We start from the raw sequence: 17,935 nt of genomic DNA, 5'->3' as shown, positions 1-17,935 counted from the left end.
TGGGGTTTGTTGTAATTGTTGTGGTGGCGGGGCTTTTTTTGGGTTTGTTCAAAAAAAACCACCCCCCCGTGCCCTATAACCAAATTGGGGGGGGGGGGGGGGTGGGGGGCCCCCCCCCCCCCCACGGCGTTACCTATGGTGAACCGGGCTCACTGGTCGCGGTACATCTCCGCCACCAGGAACGCCAGGTCGAGGGACTGGCTGCGGTTCAGGCGCGGGTCGCAGGCCGTCTCGTAGCGCTGGTGCAGATCGTCGACGAAGATCTCGTCGCCGCCGCCCACGCACTCGGTGACATCGTCACCGGTGAGCTCGACGTGGATGCCGCCCGGGTGCGTGCCGAGCGCCTTGTGGACCTCGAAGAAGCCCTTGACCTCGTCGAGCACGTCGTCGAAGCGCCGGGTCTTGTGACCGGAGGCCGCCTCGTACGTGTTGCCGTGCATCGGGTCGGTGATCCAGGCGACCTGCGCGCCGGACGCCGTGACCTTCTCGACCAGCTCGGGCAGCTTGTCGCGGACCTTGTCGGCGCCCATGCGGACGATGAAGGTCAGCCGGCCCGGCTCGCGGTCGGGGTCGAGGCGCTCGATGTACTGCAGCGCGTCCTCGGCCGTCGTCGTCGGGCCGAGCTTGATCCCGATGGGGTTGCGGATCTTCGAGGCGAACTCGACGTGCGCGTGGTCCAGCTGACGCGTGCGCTCACCGATCCAGACCATGTGGCCCGAGACGTCGTACAGATTGCCCGTACGCGAGTCCACGCGGGTCAGCGCCGACTCGTAGTCGAGGAGCAGCGCCTCGTGGGAGGCGTAGAACTCGACCGTCTGGAACTCGGCCGGGTCGGTGCCGCAGGCGCGCATGAAGTTCAGCGCGTTGTCGATCTCGCGGGCGAGCTTCTCGTAGCGCTGGCCCGACGGGGACGACTTCACGAAGTCCTGGTTCCAGGCGTGCACCTGGCGCAGGTCCGCGTAGCCGCCCGTGGTGAAGGCGCGCACGAGGTTCAGCGTCGAGGCGGACGCGTGGTACATCTGCTTCAGACGCTCGGGGTCCGGGATCCGGGCGGCCTCGTTGAACTCGAAGCCGTTGACGGAGTCGCCGCGGTAGGTCGGCAGCGTCACCCCGTCACGGGTCTCGGTGCCCTTGGAGCGCGGCTTGGAGTACTGGCCGGCGATCCGGCCGACCTTCACCACCGGCACCGAGGCGGCGTACGTGAGCACGGCGCCCATCTGAAGCAGGGTCTTGAGCTTGTTCCGGATGTGATCTGCGGAGACGGCGTCGAAGGCCTCGGCGCAGTCGCCGCCCTGGAGCAGGAACGCCTCTCCCTTGGCGACGGCGGCCATACGGTTGCGCAGCTGGTCGCACTCGCCGGCGAAGACGAGCGGCGGATACGACTCGAGGTCCGCGATCACATCGCGCAGAGCCTCGGCATCGGGGTACTCGGGCTGCTGCGCCGCGGGCAGGTTTCGCCAGGTGTTGCCAGCGCTTGCGCTGGTCTTAGCGTTCACGGTCACCTCGTAAACATTACGGGGTCGGCGCGCCGGTCCATTCCCCCGCTCATCTTTTGAGACGGACGTGACACGTCTGAGCCCCGCCGCGCGGCATCGGGTACGGTGACGCTCATGTTCGCGCAGCAACTGCACCGCACCTGGTGGTGGACCGCACATCCGGCGGCCCACTGACTGCGCGTTTCCGAAACCGCGAAGGCCGCCCGAGGGGCGGCCTTCAGTGTTTTCACGGGCTGTTCCTCCCTGACGACTCCCGAAGTCGACGACTCCCGAAGTCACCGGAAGGAACCCCCTGATGCTGAACGCACTGCTCACCGACGACCGTCCCTTCGCACTGCTGCGCCGCCGAACCCCGGGCCGCGCGCACGACACGGTCGAGCTCCTGATCGGCGGCGTGGCCGACTACGAGCGGCTCGCCGACATCCCCGCCGAGGGCCTCGCCCTCGTCCCCTTCCGGCAGATCCGCGAGCGCGGCTTCGACGTCCGCGACGACGGCACCCCGCTCACGGTCCTCACCCCCGAGGAGTCGTACGAGATCCCGCTCGCCGAGGCCCTGGAGCAGCTTCCGCGCCACGACGTCCGGGTCCGTGACGGCGGCTTCGACGTCGACGACGACCGTTACGCGGACATCGTCGGCCGGGTGCTGCGCGAGGAGATCGGGCAGGGCGAGGGCGCGAACTTCGTGATCCGCAGGACGTACGAGGGGGCGATCGACGGCTTCTCGCGGGCCGACGCCCTGGCGCTGTTCCGGCGGCTGCTCGACGGGGAGCGGGGCGCGTACTGGACGTTCGTCGTGCACACCGGAAATCAGAAAGGGACCGAAGGGACTTCCCTGGAAGGGCGGCGGCGGGAGACGGGCGGGCGGACGCTGGTGGGCGCCAGCCCCGAGGTGCACGTGCGGATGTCCGGGGGCACCGTCGTCATGAACCCCATCAGCGGCACCTACCGCTACCCGGCCGAGGGCCCGACGCCCGAGCACCTGCTGGACTTCCTCGCCGACGGCAAGGAGATCGAGGAGCTGTCGATGGTTGTCGACGAGGAGCTCAAGATGATGTGCACCGTCGGCGACATGGGCGGTGTCGTGGTCGGCCCCCGCCTCAAGGAGATGGCGCACCTCGCGCACACCGAGTACGAGCTGCGCGGCAGGTCGACCCTCGACGTGCGGGACGTGCTGAAGGAGACGATGTTCGCCGCAACCGTCACCGGCTCGCCCGTGCAGAACGCCTGCCGGGTCATCGAGCGGCACGAGGTCGGCGGCCGCGGCTACTACGCGGGCGCGCTCGCGCTCGTCGGCCGGGACGCGGGCGGGGCGCAGACCCTCGACTCCCCCATCCTGATCCGCACCGCGGACATCGACGCCGTCGGGCGGCTGCGCGTCCCGGTCGGCGCGACGCTCGTGCGCGGCTCCGACCCGGCGAGCGAGGTCGCGGAGACGCACGCCAAGGCCGCCGGGGTCCTGGCCGCGCTGGGCGTGCGCCCCGCCCGCCCGCGCGGCGAGGGTGCGCGGGCGCCGCTCGCCGACGACCCGCGCGTGCGGGCGGCGCTCGACGGCCGGCGGGCGGCCCTGGCGCCGTTCTGGCTGCGGATGCAGAAGCGCGAGAACGAGCTCTCCGGGCACGCGCTGGTGATCGACGCCGAGGACACGTTCACCGCGATGCTGGCGCACGTGCTGCGCTCGACGGGGCTCGACGTGACGGTGCGACGGTACGACGAGGAGGGCCTTCGGGAGGCGGCGCTCGCGCACGAGGGGCCGATCGTGCTGGGCCCCGGCCCCGGGAACCCCTCCGACCTCACCGACCCGAAGATGCGCTTCCTGCGTGCCCTGACCGCCGAGGTGATCCGCGGCCATGAGCACGGCGTGCTCGGCGTCTGCCTCGGGCACGAGCTGATCGCGGCAGAGCTGGGCCTGGAGATCGTCCGCAAGGAGGTGCCGTACCAGGGCGCGCAGACCGACGTCGAGGTGTTCGGGCGGACCGAGAAGGTCGGGTTCTACAACAGCTTCGTGGCGTCCTGCGACGACGAGACCGCGACCGAGCTGGCGGCGCACCAGGTGGAGGTCAGCCGGGACCGGGCCTCCGGCGAGGTGCACGCGCTGCGTGGACCCTCCTTCGCCGGCGTGCAGTTCCACCCGGAGTCGGTGCTGTCGCTGCGCGGCGCCGGGATCGTGCGGGAGCTCCTCGCTCAGCTGCTGGACTCGGCGGGCACCAGCACGTTCTCGGAACGGCGCCCCGCCTGATAGTCCAGGACGTTCTGCACCGTGGTCTCGATGATCTGTCCGACGGCGTCCACGGTGTAGTACGCCTGGTGGCTCGTGACCAGGACGTTCGGGAACGTGACGAGGCGGGCCAGGGTGTCGTCCTCGACGACGTCGAGCGACTTGTCGAGGAAGAACAGGCCCGCCTCCGCCTCGTACACATCGAGGCCCACACCCGCGAAGCGGCCCTCGCGCAACTCGGTGACGAGGGCCTTCGTGTCGATGAGGCCGCCGCGGCTGGAGTTGATCAGGATCGCGTCGTCCTTCATGGCGCGCAGCGCGGCGGCATCGACGATGTGCTCGGTGGCGGGCAGCAGCGGCACGTGCAGGCTGATCACGTCGGCCTCGGCGAACAGCTGCTCCTTGTCGACGTACTTCATGCCGAGGGCCGTGCAGTTCGGGTTCTCGGCGACGTCCCAGCCCAGCAGGTTCATGCCGAAGCCGTGGGCGATCCGGGTGAAGGCCTCGCCGATCTTTCCGGTACCGAGCACGCCGACGGTGCGGCCCCGCAGGTCGCGGCCCATCAGCCCGTCGAGCCTGAAGTCGAAGTCGCGGGTGCGGGTGCTGGCGCGGACGATGCGGCGGTTGACGGCCATCGCGAGGGTCCAGGCGAACTCGGCGACCGAGTACGGCGAGTAGTACGAGACGCGCGCCACGGTCAGGCCGAGCCGCTCGGCGACCTGAAGGTCGATGTTGTTGAAGCCCGTGGAGCGCTGGGCGATCAGCTGCGTGCCGCCGGCCGCGAGGGTCTGCAGCACACGGTGATTGAGGGTGGCGTTGACGCTGGTGGAGACGATCTCGTAGCCGGCAGCGATCGGCGCGGTGTCCTCGTTGAGGAAGACGTCCAGGCAGCGGACGTCGTGGTGCCCCTCGAAGGCCTTCTCGATGAGGGGCTTTTCATCCGATTGCACACCAAAAGCGAGAATCTCCATGAGCGCGAGCCTAAGCCAATCGGGCCCGCACGGCTCAGCCGAAGAAGACCCCCACCTCTTCGTACAGAGCGGGGTCCACCGTCTTCAGCCGAGACGTGGCGTCGGCGATCGGGACGCGCACGATGTCCGTCCCCCGCAGCGCCACCATCTTCCCGAAGTCCCCGTCCCGCACCGCCTCGATCGCGTGCAGCCCGAACCGGGTGGCCAGCCACCGGTCGAAGGCGGACGGCGTGCCGCCGCGCTGGACATGGCCGAGGACCGTCGTCCGCGCCTCCTTGCCCGTGCGCTTCTCGATCTGCTTCGCGAGCCACTCCCCCACGCCGGAGAGGCGGACGTGCCCGAAGGAATCGAGCGACTCGTCCTTCAGCACCACGTCCCCGTCGCGCGGCATCGCTCCCTCGGCGACGACCACGATCGGGGCGTACGAGGAGCGGAAGCGGGAGGTGACCCAGGAGCAGACCTGGTCGACGTCGAAGCGCTGCTCGGGGATGAGGATGACGTTGGCCCCGCCGGCCAGGCCCGAGTGCAGCGCGATCCAGCCCGCGTGCCGGCCCATGACCTCGACGACGAGGACCCGCATGTGGGACTCGGCCGTGGTGTGCAGCCGGTCGATGGCCTCGGTGGCGATGCCGACGGCCGTGTTGAAGCCGAAGGTGTAGTCGGTGGCGTAGAGGTCGTTGTCGATGGTCTTCGGTACGCCGACGGTCTTGATGCCGTACTCGTCCGAGAGCTTCGCCGCGACGCCGAGGGTGTCCTCGCCGCCGATCACGATGAGGGCCTCGACCTCCTGCTTGGCGAGGTTCTCCTTGACGCGCCGGATCCCGTTCTCCGCCTGGAGGGGGTTGGTCCGCGAGGAGCCGAGGACGGTGCCGCCGCGGGGCAGGATGCCGCGCACCGCGGGGATGTCGAGCGGGACGGTGTCGTTCTCCAGGGGGCCGCGCCAGCCGTCGCGGAACCCCACGAAGTCGTAGTCGTACTCCTGGACGCCCTTGCGCACGATGCCCCGGATGACAGCGTTCAGTCCGGGGCAGTCACCGCCTCCGGTCAGCACTCCGACCCTCATGGCGTAACTCCCTTGTCACGGCGAGTGGTTGGGGGCCACTCTCCCGCGCGGGGTCAGTCGTCGTCCAGACCCCGTTCGATCGCGTACCGGACGAGCTCGACGCGGTTGTGCAGCTGGAGTTTGCCGAGGGTGTTCTGCACGTGGTTCTGGACCGTGCGGTGCGAGATGACCAGGCGTTCGGCGATCTGCTTGTAGCTCAGGCCCTTGGCGACGAGGCGCAGCACCTCGGTCTCCCGGTCGGTGAGCTGCGGCGCGGCGCCCGGTTCGTCGGCGTCGCCCGCCGGGGCCGGGTCGGAGGCGAGCCGCCGGTACTCGCCGAGGACCAGGCCCGCGAGGCCCGGGGTGAACACCGGGTCGCCGGCGGCGGTGCGCCCCACGGCATCGATCAGCTCGTCCGTGGACGCCGACTTGAGCAGGTAGCCGGTGGCACCGGACTTGACCGCTTCCAGCACGTCGGCGTGCTCCCCGCTCGCGGAGAGGACGAGGACCCGCAGCGACGGGTCGGCGCCGACGAGTTCCTTGCACACCTGGACGCCGGGCTTGGCCGGCAGGTTCAGGTCGAGGACGAGGACGTCGGGGCCCGCGGCCTGCGCGCGGCGCACCGCCTGCTCGCCGTCGCCCGCCGTGGCGACGACGTCGAAGCCGGCCGCGCCCAGGTCACGGGCGACCGCGTCGCGCCACATCGGGTGGTCGTCGACCACCATGACCTTGACCGGCGCGTGCCCGTCGCCCTGCTGCTGTCGGTTCATCGCTGCTGTCCTGCCTTCCCCCGTGGCCCGCAAGGGCTCTTCCTCAATGACTTCTTCGGTACGCGAACTACGTCTTCGGTACGCGCAGTTCGACCTCGGTGCCCTGGCCGGGGATCGAGATCAGCTCGGCGGTGCCGCCGATGTCGCGCAGCCGGCCCCGGATCGACAGGGCGACGCCGAGCCGGCCCTCGCCCTCGGCCTGCGCGAGGCGGCCCTCGGGAATGCCGGGACCGTCGTCCCGCACCGTCACGATCACCGCGTCCGGCTCGTCCTCGACGAGGATCCACGCGCTGGCGTCATCGCCCGCGTGCCGCCGCACATTGTCCAGCGCGGCGCTGACGGCTGCCGCCAGTTCACGCGCCGCGGCGGGCTTCATCGGCACCGGGGCGCCCGGCTCCGAGAAAGTGATGCGTCCACCGGCGTGCCCGGCGAGCAGGGGGCGCAGATCGCTCGGGCCCGCGCCCTCGTCCGGCTCCTCCGGTTCGAGCACCGTCCGGACCACGGCGCCGCCCTCCGTGTCCTCGGACGCGCGCGAGGTGGGCACCAGGCCCCCGGCGACCAGTGTGCGCAGCGCGACCTCCTGCTCGCCCGCCATCCGGCCGAGCTCCGCCGCCTCGCCGCCCAGGGCGGTGCCGCGGCGCTGCACCATCGCGAGGACCTGGAGCACGCTGTCGTGGATGTCGCGGGCGAGCCGCTCCCGCTCGCGGGTGGCCGCCTCGATCTCCAGGGCGCGGGCGAGGGTGCGCTCGGAGGCGCGGGCCACCTCCACGACGTAGCCGATCGCGATGGAGGCGATGCAGACGAGCAGCACGCTGTGGATCAGGCCACGGGTGATGTCGCCGCGCTGCACCACGTTGGCGACGCCGACGAGCAGGGAGGCGCCGGCCGCCCAGCGCCAGCCGCCCTTGAGCGCCCAGGCGAGGACCGCGCCCGCCGTCCAGATCGACGGCAGCGTGGAGCCTCCCGTGACGGCCCGCTCGTGCCCGGCGACCGGCGAGAGCACGATGCCGGCGACGGCGACCGTCAGGTCGGCGGTGAGGAACCGCTTGGTGCAGCGCCGGGCGCCCGACACCTGCGGCAGCGTCGCCAGGGTCCACACCGTGAGGACCGCGAAGTAGGCCACGCCGACCCACGGGCGTTCGTACACCTCGTACGAGGAGCCGAAGAGCCCGATCGCGTAGACGAGGGTCAGCAGGCGGTAGCCGGTGAGGGCGCGCCACAGCGGCTGCTCGACCGACATCCGCACGACCCGCTCGCGCCCGACCGTGTTGCCCATGTGCCTTGTCCCCCGCCTTCGGCGCTTGTCGGGAACGACGCGGCTACGAGCCGCCCCGCTCCTTCTCCAGCGCCTTCTTCGCCGCTTCCTTCTCGGCCTTCTCCGCCTTGGCCGCCTTCTCCGCGTCCGCGATCTGCCGCTTCGCGGCTGTCGCGTACATGTCGACGTACTCCTGGCCGGAAAGCTTCATGATCTCGTACATGACCTCGTCGGTGACAGCCCTCAGCACGAAGCGGTCGCCCTCCATGCCGTGATAGCGGCTGAAGTCGAGCGGCTTGCCGATGCGGATGCCCGGCCGCATCAGCTTCGGCATCACCTTGCCGGGGGGCTGGATCTTCTCCGTGTCGATCATGGCGACGGGGATCACCGGGGCGCCGGTGGACAGCGCCACGCGCGCGAGGCCGCCCGGCTTGCCGCGGTAGAGACGGCCGTCGGGGGAACGCGTCCCCTCCGGGTAGATGCCGAACAGCTCGCCGCGTTCCAGGACCTCGATGCCGCTCTTGATGGCGGCCTCTCCGGCGCCGCGCGAACCGGAGCGGTCCACGGGCAGCTGGCCGACGCCCTTGAAGAAGGCGGCCGTCATCTTGCCCTTGACCCCGGGGGTGGTGAAGTACTCGGCCTTCGCGATGAAGGTGACCTTGCGGTCGAGGACGGCCGGCAGGAAGAACGAGTCCGAGAACGAGAGGTGGTTGCTGGCGAGGATCGCGGGTCCCTCGGCGGGGATGTTCTCGAGGCCCTCCACCCACGGCCGGAAACCGAGCTTCAGCGGCCCTCCGATGGCCACCTTCATTGCGCCGTAGATCAACCCTCTGCCTTCCCTAGTGCCCGGACCTCGTACCGGACCAGTCCGAGGAACCGACCTTAACCCGCGGGGCCGCTCCGGGGCCCGATGACCCTGGCCGACCTGCTTGCCCGGCCGGGGGTCCGGGGGTTGTCCCCCGGGAAGACACAGCACCCGCGGGGCCGCTCCGGGGCCCGATGACCCTGGTCGGTGTCAGTGCGGTCGCGTACCGTGAGGTGCACGTCTTCAAGCTCGTTCCCCCGCACGTCCGTCCACCGTTTCTCTGCCATGAACAGGAGACCGAAGGTGCCGGTCCTTCCTGGAGCCGAGCCGTACCGCCATGAAGGCGGCGAGGTCGGCGTCCTCCTCTGCCACGGATTCACCGGATCGCCCCAGTCGCTGCGGCCGTGGGCCGAATACCTCGCCGGGCGCGGCCTGACCGTCTCGCTCCCGCTGCTGCCGGGCCACGGCACGCGCTGGGAGGACCTGGCCGTCACCGCGTGGCAGGACTGGTACGCGGAGGTGGACCGCGCCCTGCGCGAGCTCAGGGAGCGCTGCTCCAAGGTCTTCGTGTGCGGCCTGTCGATGGGCGGCGCGCTCGCCCTGCGCCTCGCGGCCAGGCACGGGGACGAGATCGCGGGACTCGTCCTGGTGAACCCGGGCAACAAGGTGCACGACCTGGCCGCGCACACGCTCCCGGTCACCCGGCACCTCGTGCGTTCGGTGAAGGGCATCGCCAGCGACATCGCCAAGGAGGGCGTGGAAGAGCTCGGCTACGGCCGGATGCCGCTGCACGCCGTGTACCAGCTGCGCCGCTTCTTCCAGGTCGTCGACCGCGAGCTGCCGCAGGTGACGCAGCCCCTGGTGGTGCTGCACAGCCCGCAGGACCATGTGGTGCCGCCCGCCGACTCGGCGCGGGTGCTCGGCCGCGTCTCGTCCACGGACGTGACGGAGATCCTGCTGGAACAGAGCTACCACGTGGCGACGTTGGACCATGACGCGGACCGGATCTTCGAGGAGAGCTACGCGTTCTTCGACCGGCTCGCCCCCGAAGTCGGCAAGATCCCCAGCGCGGGCGTGGAAGGGACGACCACCGGTGACTGAGCAGGAGCGGGGCGGATCAGAGCGGCCGGACAGCTCGGAGCCGCACGGCCAGGAGGAGACTGGCGAGCAGTCGCACGACCCCCTGCTGCCGAGCGACGAGGACGCGGCGTGGGCGGCGATCGTCGCCGGTTACGGGGAGGAGCCGCCGGACCCGCCGGGCGCCAAGCCGTTCAAGTCGGTGGAGGACCTGGCGCTGCTCGAACCGGAGACGAACGACAACCCGGGCAGGCCGTCCGAGGCGCAGCGGGGCGCCGCGAAGAAGGACGAGCCGGAGCCGGATCAGAACCGGGACCAGGGCGAGCAGCGCCCTCTCGGCTCCTCGGTCTCCTTCGCCCCGGGCCTCGCCCCCGCCACCGGACCTCGCGACCACTCGGTGTCCGAGCCCTCGGACGACGACTTCGACGGGGCCGACGAGGGCCACTTCGTGCCGCCGGAGCCGCCCCCGCTGCCGGAAGGGGACGTCACGGCCAGGTTCGCCTGGCTCGCCGTGGTCGGCGGCCCGGTCCTGCTGCTCCTCGCGGTGCTGCTCGGCTGGGACATGACGTGGTGGCTGGCGACGCTCTGCATCGGCGGCTTCCTCGGCGGCTTCGGCACGCTGGTCGCCCGGATGTCACCGGGCGACGACGAGGACGGCGACGACCCGGGCCGCGGCGCCGTGGTCTAGGAACGCGCGGCGGGAACGCGGAGGGCGGCCAGCACCGGCAGATGGTCGGTGGCCGCCCTCAGCTCGTCCCGGTCCAGGAAGTCCGGCACCCCGCACCCGAGGACCTCCACGCCCTTGGTGGCGAGGATCGCGTCGATGCGCTGATGGGGATCGGCCGGGGTCGAGGTGTACTCGCTGCCCCAAGGGCGGGTCGCCCAGGCGTCGTTGAGGCCGCGCGCGAGCCGCCGGAAGGTTCGCCCGCCGGGCCGCTCGTTGAGGTCCCCGCCCACGACGACGTGTTCGACTCCCGAGGCGCCCATCGCCTCGACCCGGTCGAGCAGCATCCCGCCCTGCGCGTACCGCTCGTCCTTCTGCAGGCTCAGATGGCAGCTGACCACGCCGAGCCGCGCGCCCCCGAACCGTACGACGGCGGTCGCGAGGCCGCGCCGGTGCAGTCCCGGTGTGAGCGGAAGCAGTACGTCCTCGGTGCGCTCGACGGTGGCCCGCAGCGAGCAGAGCAGCGCGGGACCGGCGGCGCTGCCGCCTCCGGAGAGGATCACCAGGTCGGCGGCGCGGGCGAGCCGGGCAAGGTGCTTGCGCCAGCGGAAGAACCGGGGCGCCTCCTGGATCAGTACGAGGTCCGGGGCGCAGGCCTTCATCACGCGGGCGAGGGCGACGGGGCTGTCGCGCATCGAGCGGATGTTGTAGCTCAGAACACGGATGACGGCCGAACCGTCCGGTTCCGTAAGGGACTTGGGGAGTTCGGTGGATGCTGCGGGGAGCGAGCCGGAGTCCATGAAGATCAAGATACGCCGGTGCCCGCCGCCCCCACGGGGAACGACGGGCACCAGGTGCGGATGTACGTCACATGACGGGGTCGGGCTCCCGCGCGAGGTCGGCGGCGCCGACCATGCCCGCCTTGTTGCCCAGCTGGGCGGCGATCACATCGGCGACCGGCCGCCAGTTCCCGCCGACCAACCACCGCTTGTACGACTTGCGGATGGGGTCGAGGACCAGCTCGCCCTCGTCGGAGAGGCCACCGCCGACGATGAACGCCGACGGGTCGAACAGCGAGGCCAGGTCGGCCAGGCCCGCGCCGGCCCAGCGGGCCAGCTCGCGGTACGAGTCGACGGCCACCGGGTCGCCCTCGCGGGCGGCCGAGGAGATGTGCTTGCCCTCGATGCCCTCGGGGCTGCCGTCGCCGAGCGAGAGCAGGTACGAGGCGTTCTCCGGCGTCGCGTTCGCCCGCTGCTTCGCGTAACGCACGAGCGCGCGGCCCGACGCGTACTGCTCCCAGCAGCCCTGCGAACCGCAGCCGCACAGCAGGCCGTCCGGCACCATGCGGATGTGGCCGAACTCGGCGGCCACGCCGAAGTGGCCGCGGCGCAGCTTGTTGCCGATGATGACGCCGCCGCCGAGGCCGGTGCCGAGCGTGATGCAGATGACGTTGCGGTGGCCCTTGCCCGCGCCGAACTTGTACTCGCCCCAGGCGGCCGCGTTCGCGTCGTTCTCGACGACGACGGGGAGCTTGACGCGCGCCTCGACCTTCTCCTTGAGCGGCTCCTGGCGCCAGTCGATGTTCGGCGCGAAGTACACGGTGGAGCGCTGGCGGTTGACGTACCCGGCGGCACCGATCCCCACGCCAACGATCTCGTGTCCGGCCCTGGCGCCCTCGACGGCCGAGGCGATCGCGTCAACGATGCCGTCCGGCGTGGAAGGCGTCGGCACCTTGAACGTGGAGAGGATGTTGCCTTCCTCGTCGACCACGCCGGCCGCGATCTTCGTGCCGCCGATATCGACGCCGATGGTGAGTCCCATGAATCCCTCAGTTCGGTCGAGCCCCGCTATGGCCCACCCTAACCGAGCGGGGGCCTGCCGCCGGATTCCCGTCGTTCGCCCGGCAAACGGGAATCCGGCGGCAGGCCCCGAATTCAGTCCAGGTCGATGTGTTCTCCGCCGGGGCCTTCGTCCTCGGGCTTGGTCGGCGGGGGGCCGGGCTCCTGGGTGCGCCGGGTCCAGCGGGTCTCCTGGCCCTCGACCGCGGAGCGGTACGCGGCGAGCAGTTCGTTGCCCGCGGCGGCCAGGTGGTCGAACACGTCGGAGTTGCGGTCGATGACCGGCTCGATGACGGAGCGGGCCTGGCGCACGGCCTGCTTGGCGACCTGCTCCGCGGTGCCCTGGGCGACCGAGCCGAGGAACGGGGCCTGCACGGACGAGAGCTTGTCCGTGACGGCGTCGACGAGCTTCTTCAGCTCCTCGGCCGCGGAGCCGGGCGGCGAACCGTACTCGGACCTGCGGCGGGCCCGCTCCTCCTCGAGATCCTCGGCGCACGCCTTCTCCCAGGCGTCTGCGTCGACCTGGTGGGCGGGCTGCTCGGTGGCGTCGCTCATGACGGCTGACTCCTGCGGAGAGCTGGACCGGTTACACCTTCGACGTTACCCGAACGGGTGCGCCCCGTTCACCGGGTCTGCGGCCACAGATCCGGGTCCGGCGCGAAGCGGACCCGCAGTTCGCCGTCGACGAGTCCCGCGCCGGCGACCGTGCAGCGGCGCGGGGCGGAGGGCAGCGGGACGACGCGCCGGAACGGGCCCGCGCCGACGACCAGTTCGTCGCCGCGCCGCACCAGGCTCAGCTCCTCGCGCACGGCTCCGGGCAGCGGTATCCGCCACACCAGGACACCGTCCTCGTCGAGCCGGTCCTCCACGGGCCATGGGTCGCGGGGACCCGGCACGGTCGCGGGCACCGGCACGTCCAGGTCCTCGGGGCGCGGGTCGCGGCCCAGGTGGGGCAGCTCGTGCGCGCCCGGCCACTCGGCGACGACCTTGCGCTGTCGGGCCGCGGCGTCGGCCAGCCACGGGTCGGTGGAGCCGTCGGGAAGCATGCGGTTGGCGACGACCGACTCCACGGCGAGCCCGTGCAGAGCGAGGCCGGTGCGGGTGGTGCGCAGGGTCTCGGCGGCGGCCCGGGTGGGCTCCGCGACGAGTCGTACGCGGGTGGTTCCGGCGTCGATCACCGCCTGCGCGGCGGCGAGTTCGGCGTCCCAGCGGGCGGCGGACTCGTACAGCCACTGCGCGGGCATCGGCACCCCGGCCAGCTTGCCGAGTACGGGGCGCAGGGCGCGCGCGGCCTGGCGCTCCGCGGGGAGCAGGCGGCGCAGATAGCGGCGCAGCTGTTCGGGCAGGGCGAGGGTGGCGACGGCGCGGGGCGCGGGGGGCAGGTCGACGACCACCAGGTCGTACGGGCCCTGGGTGGTGTCCCGCAGGGCGCGCAGCAGGGCGAGTTCCTCGCTGCCGGGGAGCGGTGTGATCTCGTCCGCGTCGAGCCGGGCGGCGCCGAGGAGTTCGAGGCCGGAGGCGGCGCGTTCCTGGAGGGCGAGGAGGTCACGGCGGAAGTCGTCGGCCGGGGTGAGGCGGGTGACGTCGACGTCCGTCGGTTCGGCGGTGGGGTCCGCGGTGATGAGCCTCGTACGCATTCCCTGTCGGGCGGCCCGGTGGGCGGTGGCGGCGGCGACGGTGGTGCGGCCGGCGCCGCCGGGGCCGGTGACGAGGAGGGTGCGCATGGTGTGTGAGGTTACCCGTGGCCGGGGCCCTGGCGATCGGGGCCCGGCACCGGGGTCTCGGGGCGCTGCCCCGGCCCCGGCGCCTCGGTCTCCGACAAGGCTCCAAAGATCGGGGCTCCGCCCCGGGCCCCACGCCTCAATCGCCGGCGGGGCTTCAAAAGATCGGGGCTCTGCCCCGCACCCCGCTGCTCAATCGCCGCAGGGGCTTGAATTGCCCACCCGGCCGCGGGAGCTCGATGTGCCCACCCATCCGCAGGGTGAATTACTCACCAGGCCGCAGCCGCTCGATGGGCTCACCGTCCACAGGCGCTTGATGGGCCCGCCCCGCCGCAGGGGCGTTACTCGCCCGGTTCGCCCGACTCGACGCGCTTCTTCAGGCCCGCCAGGGCGCGGTCGATGATGACCTTCTCGGCCTTGCGCTTGATCATGCCGAGCATGGGGATCTTCACGTCGACCGTGAGGGAGTACGTGACCTCGGTGCCCTTGCCCGCCGGCTTCAGGACGTACGAGCCGTCGAGGGAGCGCAGCATCTGGGACTTCACGAGGGTCCAGGACACCTCGTTCGCGCCGGTCCAGGTGTACTGGAGGGTCTGGTCGTCCTTGATCGCCCCGGCGTCCATGACGAGCCGGACCTGCTCGGCGCGGCCGGACCCGTCCTCGGCGATGACCTCTGCCTCCTTCACCTCACCCGTCCAGTCGGGGTAGCGGCGGAAGTCGGCGATCACCCCCATGACATCGGCGGGGGCCGCCTCGATCGTGATGCTCGAGCTGGTGTGTTCCGCCATCGCCGTGGCTCCTCCGGATACCGGTCAGGGGTGCGCCGTGCCTGCCTGCGTGTGTGTCCCGTGAAGGCTATCGCGCGCATCCGCTCCCGCTGTCACCACTCCAGCGCCCACGGCCTGCCCGACCCCGCGAAGTGGCCGACATTCACGCATTCCGTGGACCCGATCCGCATCCGCCGCGCGAGCGGCTGGTGGACGTGGCCGAAGAGCGAGTACCGGGGCCTGGTCCGGCGGATCGCCTCCAGGAGGGCACGGCTGCCGCGCTCGAAGCGCCGCGCCACGGTGTCGTAGACGAGATCGGGGACCTCCGGCGGGATGTGGGTGCACAGCACGTCGACCTCGCCCACGGCCTCGATCTTCGCCGCGTACTCCTCGTCGTCGATCTCGTACGGCGTGCGCATCGGCGTGCGGAGCCCGCCGCCGACGAAGCCGAAGACCCAGCCGCCTATCTCGACGCGCTCCCCGTCCAGCACGGTCGTGCCGGGTGCGGCGTACTCGCGCCAGAGTTTCGGCATATCGACATTGCCGTAGGTCGCATACGTCGGTGTGGGGAACGCCGCGAACATCTCCGCGTACTGCTTGCGCACAGCCTTTTCGATCGCGGGCACCCGGTCTATGCCGGCCCAGAGCTGCCGCCCGAAGGCGCGCGCCTCCTCGAAGCGGCGCGCCGTGCGCAGTTCGACGATGCGGTCCGCGTTCTCGACTCCGAACAAGTCGGGGAAAATGCCACGTGCGTGATTTGCGTAATCAAGGAACAACACCAGGTCACCAAGGCAGACGACGGCATCGGCGCCGTCTCCGGCTCGTGCGAGGTCGGTGGAGTTTCCGTGCACATCGCTGACTACGTGTACGCGCATGGCGATCACCCTAGGACGATGGGTCGCAGAATGGGTAGAGGCCGTCGGACCTGCGGTTACTTCCGAGTCGGTCGACCTCTGGACTAGGGTGCGAGAAGAGTCGCGGCGACGTGTGACGCAGCGTACATCTGGTCCGACCCCCCTATCGAAGAAGCAGTACCGGTGGGTAACGTCCGGGCAGTCCAGTCGTGTTCAGTTCAAGCAATGAGTTCTGTCGAGTTCAGCCGAGTTCAGGCGGACAATTCATTGATGCACTGTGCACCTGCCCGATCTTGGACCGCACCGACGCATCACAGAAGAGTGGCGCCGGCGCCCTACGAGGAGCAGCAGTCTTGCGCGAGTTCAGCCTTCCCGCTTTGTACGAGGTCCCCGCGGACGGCAATCTGACCGACATCGTTCGCAGAAACGCCGCGCAGCACCCGGACGTCGCCGTGATCGGCCGAAAGGTCGGCGGCACGTGGACGGACGTCACGTCCGTCGAGTTCCTCGCCGAGGTGCGCGCGGCCGCCAAGGGCCTGATCGCGTCGGGCGTACAGGCCGGCGACCGCATCGCGCTCATGTCGCGCACGCGCTACGAGTGGACGCTGCTCGACTTCGCGATCTGGAGCGCGGGCGCGATCACCGTGCCGGTCTACGAGACGAGCTCGCCCGAGCAGATCCAGTGGATCCTCGGCGACTCGGGCGCGGTCGGCATCCTCGTCGAGACGGACGAGCACGCCGCGGCCGTCGCCTCCGTACGTGACCGGCTGCCGCGGCTCCAGCACGTCTGGCAGATCGAGGGCGGCGGCCTCGACGAGCTGCGCCGCACCGGTGCCGAGCTCTCCGACGGGATGGTCGACGACCGCAGCGCCATCGCGAAGGCCGACGACCCGGCGACCATCGTCTACACCTCGGGCACCACCGGGCGCCCCAAGGGCTGTGTCCTCACGCACCGCAGCTTCTTCGCGGAGTGCGGCAACATCGTGGCGCGTCTCGGCCCGCTGTTCCGCACCGGCGACTGCTCGGTCCTGCTCTTCCTCCCGGTGGCGCACGTCTTCGGGCGCCTCGTCGAGGTCGCCTCCCTGATGGCCCCGATCAAGCTGGGCCACGCCCCCGACATCAAGCAGCTCACCGATGAACTGGCCGCCTTCAGGCCTACGTTGATCCTGGGCGTGCCGCGCGTCTTCGAGAAGGTCTACAACTCGGCGCGGGCCAAGGCGCAGGCCGACGGCAAGGGCAAGATCTTCGACAAGGCCGCGGACACGGCGATCGAGTACAGCCGTGCGCTGGACACGCCGAACGGTCCTTCGCTGGCGCTGAAGCTCAAGTACAAGACGTTCGACAAGCTCGTCTACGGCAAGCTGCGCGCCGTCCTCGGCGGGCGCGGCGAGTACGCGATCTCGGGCGGCGCGCCGCTCGGCGAGCGGCTCGGGCACTTCTTCCGCGGCATCGGCTTCACGGTCCTGGAGGGCTACGGCCTCACGGAGTCCTGCGCCGCCACCGCCTTCAACCCGTGGGACCGCCAGAAGATCGGCACGGTGGGTCAGCCGCTGCCGGGTTCGGTGGTCCGGATCGCCGACGATGGCGAGGTCCTGCTGCACGGCGAACACCTCTTCACCGGATACTGGAACAACCAGGGCGCCACCGAGGAGGCGCTGGCCGACGGGTGGTTCCACACGGGTGACATCGGCACGCTCGACGAGGACGGCTACCTCCGGATCACCGGCCGCAAGAAGGAGATCATCGTGACGGCGGGCGGCAAGAACGTCGCCCCGGCCGTCATCGAGGACCGGATCCGGGCGCACGCGCTCGTCGCCGAGTGCATGGTCGTCGGCGACGGCCGGCCGTTCGTCGGCGCGCTCGTCACCATCGACGAGGAGTTCCTCGGCAAGTGGGCCGCGGACCACGACAAGCCGGCCGGGTCCACGGTGGCCTCGCTGCAGCACGACCCCGATCTGCTGGCCACGGTCCAGGCGGCCGTGGACGACGGCAACGCGGCGGTGTCCAAGGCGGAGTCGGTCCGCAAGTTCCGCATCATCGGCGCTCAGTTCACGGAGGAGTCGGGTCACCTGACGCCTTCGCTGAAGCTGAAGCGGAATGTGGTGGCGAAGGACTACGCGGACGAGATCGAGGCGATCTACCGCGGGTAGCGGTACCGGGTGACATCCGCCGCGGCGCTCTTCTTGCGCGCCGCGGCGGATTTCCATGTTGCGGCGGATCCCACCTACGCCACGGGGCTCCGCCCCGGCCTCCGCTGCTCAATCGCCGCAGGGGCTTGATGTGGTTGCGGCGGATGTCGCCCACGTCTCGGGGCTCCGCCCCGGACCCCGCGCCTCAATCGCCGGCGGGGCTGATCCTGCCGAATCGGCGCTAGGGCTTGTCGTTTGGATCAGGCCGGATCAGGGAGCGGGGCCTGGTGCGTGCGATCGCAAGGCGGAGGAGGGAGGCGACGCGGAGCGT

General features: G+C 70.9%; 17 protein-coding genes. 5 read left to right on the top strand and 12 right to left on the bottom strand.

Going from position 1 to position 17,935, the window contains the following annotated elements; translation table 11 throughout:
• Positions 1–149: 149 nt before the first annotated feature.
• Positions 150–1,502: a class II 3-deoxy-7-phosphoheptulonate synthase gene (locus ACIA8D_RS22130; RefSeq protein WP_399234626.1), complete on the bottom strand. Its 1,353-nt coding sequence runs from the start codon at positions 1,500–1,502 to the stop codon at positions 150–152.
• Between the two features lie 108 nt (positions 1,503–1,610).
• On the opposite strand from ACIA8D_RS22130, the gene ACIA8D_RS22125 reads away from it, so the two are divergent.
• Both ACIA8D_RS22125 and ACIA8D_RS22120 read left to right on the top strand, forming a co-directional pair.
• Positions 1,611–1,670 (top strand): trp operon leader peptide, encoded by a 60-nt coding sequence (locus ACIA8D_RS22125; RefSeq protein WP_351338815.1) that lies wholly within the window; start codon positions 1,611–1,613, stop codon positions 1,668–1,670.
• Positions 1,671–1,791: 121 nt separating this feature from the next.
• Positions 1,792–3,732, top strand: coding sequence for an anthranilate synthase family protein (locus tag ACIA8D_RS22120; RefSeq protein WP_399234625.1), 1,941 nt, complete (start codon positions 1,792–1,794; stop codon positions 3,730–3,732).
• Here ACIA8D_RS22120 and ACIA8D_RS22115 read toward each other — a convergent pair.
• The 5 genes from ACIA8D_RS22115 to ACIA8D_RS22095 all read right to left on the bottom strand — a co-directional run bounded on the left by ACIA8D_RS22115 (position 3,678) and on the right by ACIA8D_RS22095 (position 8,572).
• On the bottom strand, positions 3,678–4,682 hold the full coding sequence (locus ACIA8D_RS22115; protein WP_399234624.1) for a 2-hydroxyacid dehydrogenase: 1,005 nt from the start codon (positions 4,680–4,682) through the stop codon (positions 3,678–3,680). The two genes, ACIA8D_RS22120 and ACIA8D_RS22115, sit on opposite strands and share 55 nt — an antisense overlap.
• A gap of 34 nt (positions 4,683–4,716) precedes the next feature.
• A complete protein-coding gene (locus tag ACIA8D_RS22110; RefSeq protein WP_399234623.1) occupies positions 4,717–5,745 on the bottom strand; it encodes a 6-phosphofructokinase in 1,029 nt (342 codons plus the stop codon).
• A 53-nt stretch (positions 5,746–5,798) separates the two neighbouring features.
• Complete coding sequence (locus ACIA8D_RS22105; RefSeq protein WP_399234621.1) at positions 5,799–6,494, bottom strand: response regulator; 696 nt, start codon at positions 6,492–6,494, stop codon at positions 5,799–5,801.
• 67 nt (positions 6,495–6,561) lie between these two features.
• Complete coding sequence (gene macS, locus ACIA8D_RS22100; RefSeq protein WP_399234620.1) at positions 6,562–7,770, bottom strand: MacS family sensor histidine kinase; 1,209 nt, start codon at positions 7,768–7,770, stop codon at positions 6,562–6,564.
• A 43-nt stretch (positions 7,771–7,813) separates the two neighbouring features.
• Positions 7,814–8,572 carry a lysophospholipid acyltransferase family protein gene (locus ACIA8D_RS22095; RefSeq protein WP_399234865.1) on the bottom strand — a complete coding sequence of 253 codons (759 nt, stop codon included), beginning with the start codon at positions 8,570–8,572 and terminating at the stop codon, positions 7,814–7,816.
• Between the two features lie 285 nt (positions 8,573–8,857).
• On the opposite strand from ACIA8D_RS22095, the gene ACIA8D_RS22090 reads away from it, so the two are divergent.
• Positions 8,858–9,655, top strand: coding sequence for an alpha/beta hydrolase (locus tag ACIA8D_RS22090; RefSeq protein ID WP_399234862.1), 798 nt, complete (start codon positions 8,858–8,860; stop codon positions 9,653–9,655).
• Complete coding sequence (locus tag ACIA8D_RS22085) at positions 9,546–10,319, top strand: hypothetical protein (protein WP_399234619.1); 774 nt, start codon at positions 9,546–9,548, stop codon at positions 10,317–10,319. Before ACIA8D_RS22090 ends, ACIA8D_RS22085 begins: the two co-directional genes overlap by 110 nt.
• Here ACIA8D_RS22085 and ACIA8D_RS22080 read toward each other — a convergent pair.
• The 6 genes from ACIA8D_RS22080 to ACIA8D_RS22055 all read right to left on the bottom strand — a co-directional run bounded on the left by ACIA8D_RS22080 (position 10,316) and on the right by ACIA8D_RS22055 (position 15,496).
• The gene (locus tag ACIA8D_RS22080; protein WP_399234617.1) at positions 10,316–11,095 is read right to left on the bottom strand and encodes an endonuclease/exonuclease/phosphatase family protein; all 780 of its coding nucleotides are present in this window, start codon (positions 11,093–11,095) and stop codon (positions 10,316–10,318) included. The genes ACIA8D_RS22085 and ACIA8D_RS22080 overlap by 4 nt on opposite strands.
• A 67-nt stretch (positions 11,096–11,162) precedes the next feature.
• Positions 11,163–12,116, bottom strand: coding sequence for an ROK family glucokinase (locus ACIA8D_RS22075; RefSeq protein ID WP_399234615.1), 954 nt, complete (start codon positions 12,114–12,116; stop codon positions 11,163–11,165).
• 113 nt (positions 12,117–12,229) lie between these two features.
• Positions 12,230–12,688: a DUF5304 domain-containing protein gene (locus ACIA8D_RS22070; RefSeq protein WP_399234614.1), complete on the bottom strand. Its 459-nt coding sequence runs from the start codon at positions 12,686–12,688 to the stop codon at positions 12,230–12,232.
• 68 nt (positions 12,689–12,756) lie between these two features.
• Complete coding sequence (locus ACIA8D_RS22065; protein ID WP_399234612.1) at positions 12,757–13,857, bottom strand: ArsA family ATPase; 1,101 nt, start codon at positions 13,855–13,857, stop codon at positions 12,757–12,759.
• A 338-nt stretch (positions 13,858–14,195) separates the two neighbouring features.
• Positions 14,196–14,642, bottom strand: coding sequence for an SRPBCC family protein (locus ACIA8D_RS22060; RefSeq protein ID WP_399234611.1), 447 nt, complete (start codon positions 14,640–14,642; stop codon positions 14,196–14,198).
• A 92-nt stretch (positions 14,643–14,734) separates the two neighbouring features.
• Positions 14,735–15,496, bottom strand: coding sequence for a metallophosphoesterase (locus ACIA8D_RS22055; RefSeq protein ID WP_399234609.1), 762 nt, complete (start codon positions 15,494–15,496; stop codon positions 14,735–14,737).
• A 332-nt stretch (positions 15,497–15,828) separates the two neighbouring features.
• On the opposite strand from ACIA8D_RS22055, the gene ACIA8D_RS22050 reads away from it, so the two are divergent.
• Positions 15,829–17,625 carry an AMP-dependent synthetase/ligase gene (locus tag ACIA8D_RS22050; RefSeq protein ID WP_399234607.1) on the top strand — a complete coding sequence of 599 codons (1,797 nt, stop codon included), beginning with the start codon at positions 15,829–15,831 and terminating at the stop codon, positions 17,623–17,625.
• Positions 17,626–17,935: the final 310 nt, after the last annotated feature.

The sequence above is a fragment of the Streptomyces sp. NPDC051684 genome (assembly GCF_044453445.1).
Classification (GTDB): domain Bacteria; phylum Actinomycetota; class Actinomycetes; order Streptomycetales; family Streptomycetaceae; genus Streptomyces.
Note: the sequence above shows the minus strand (reverse complement) of the source record. Positions and strands in the feature narration are given on the sequence as shown.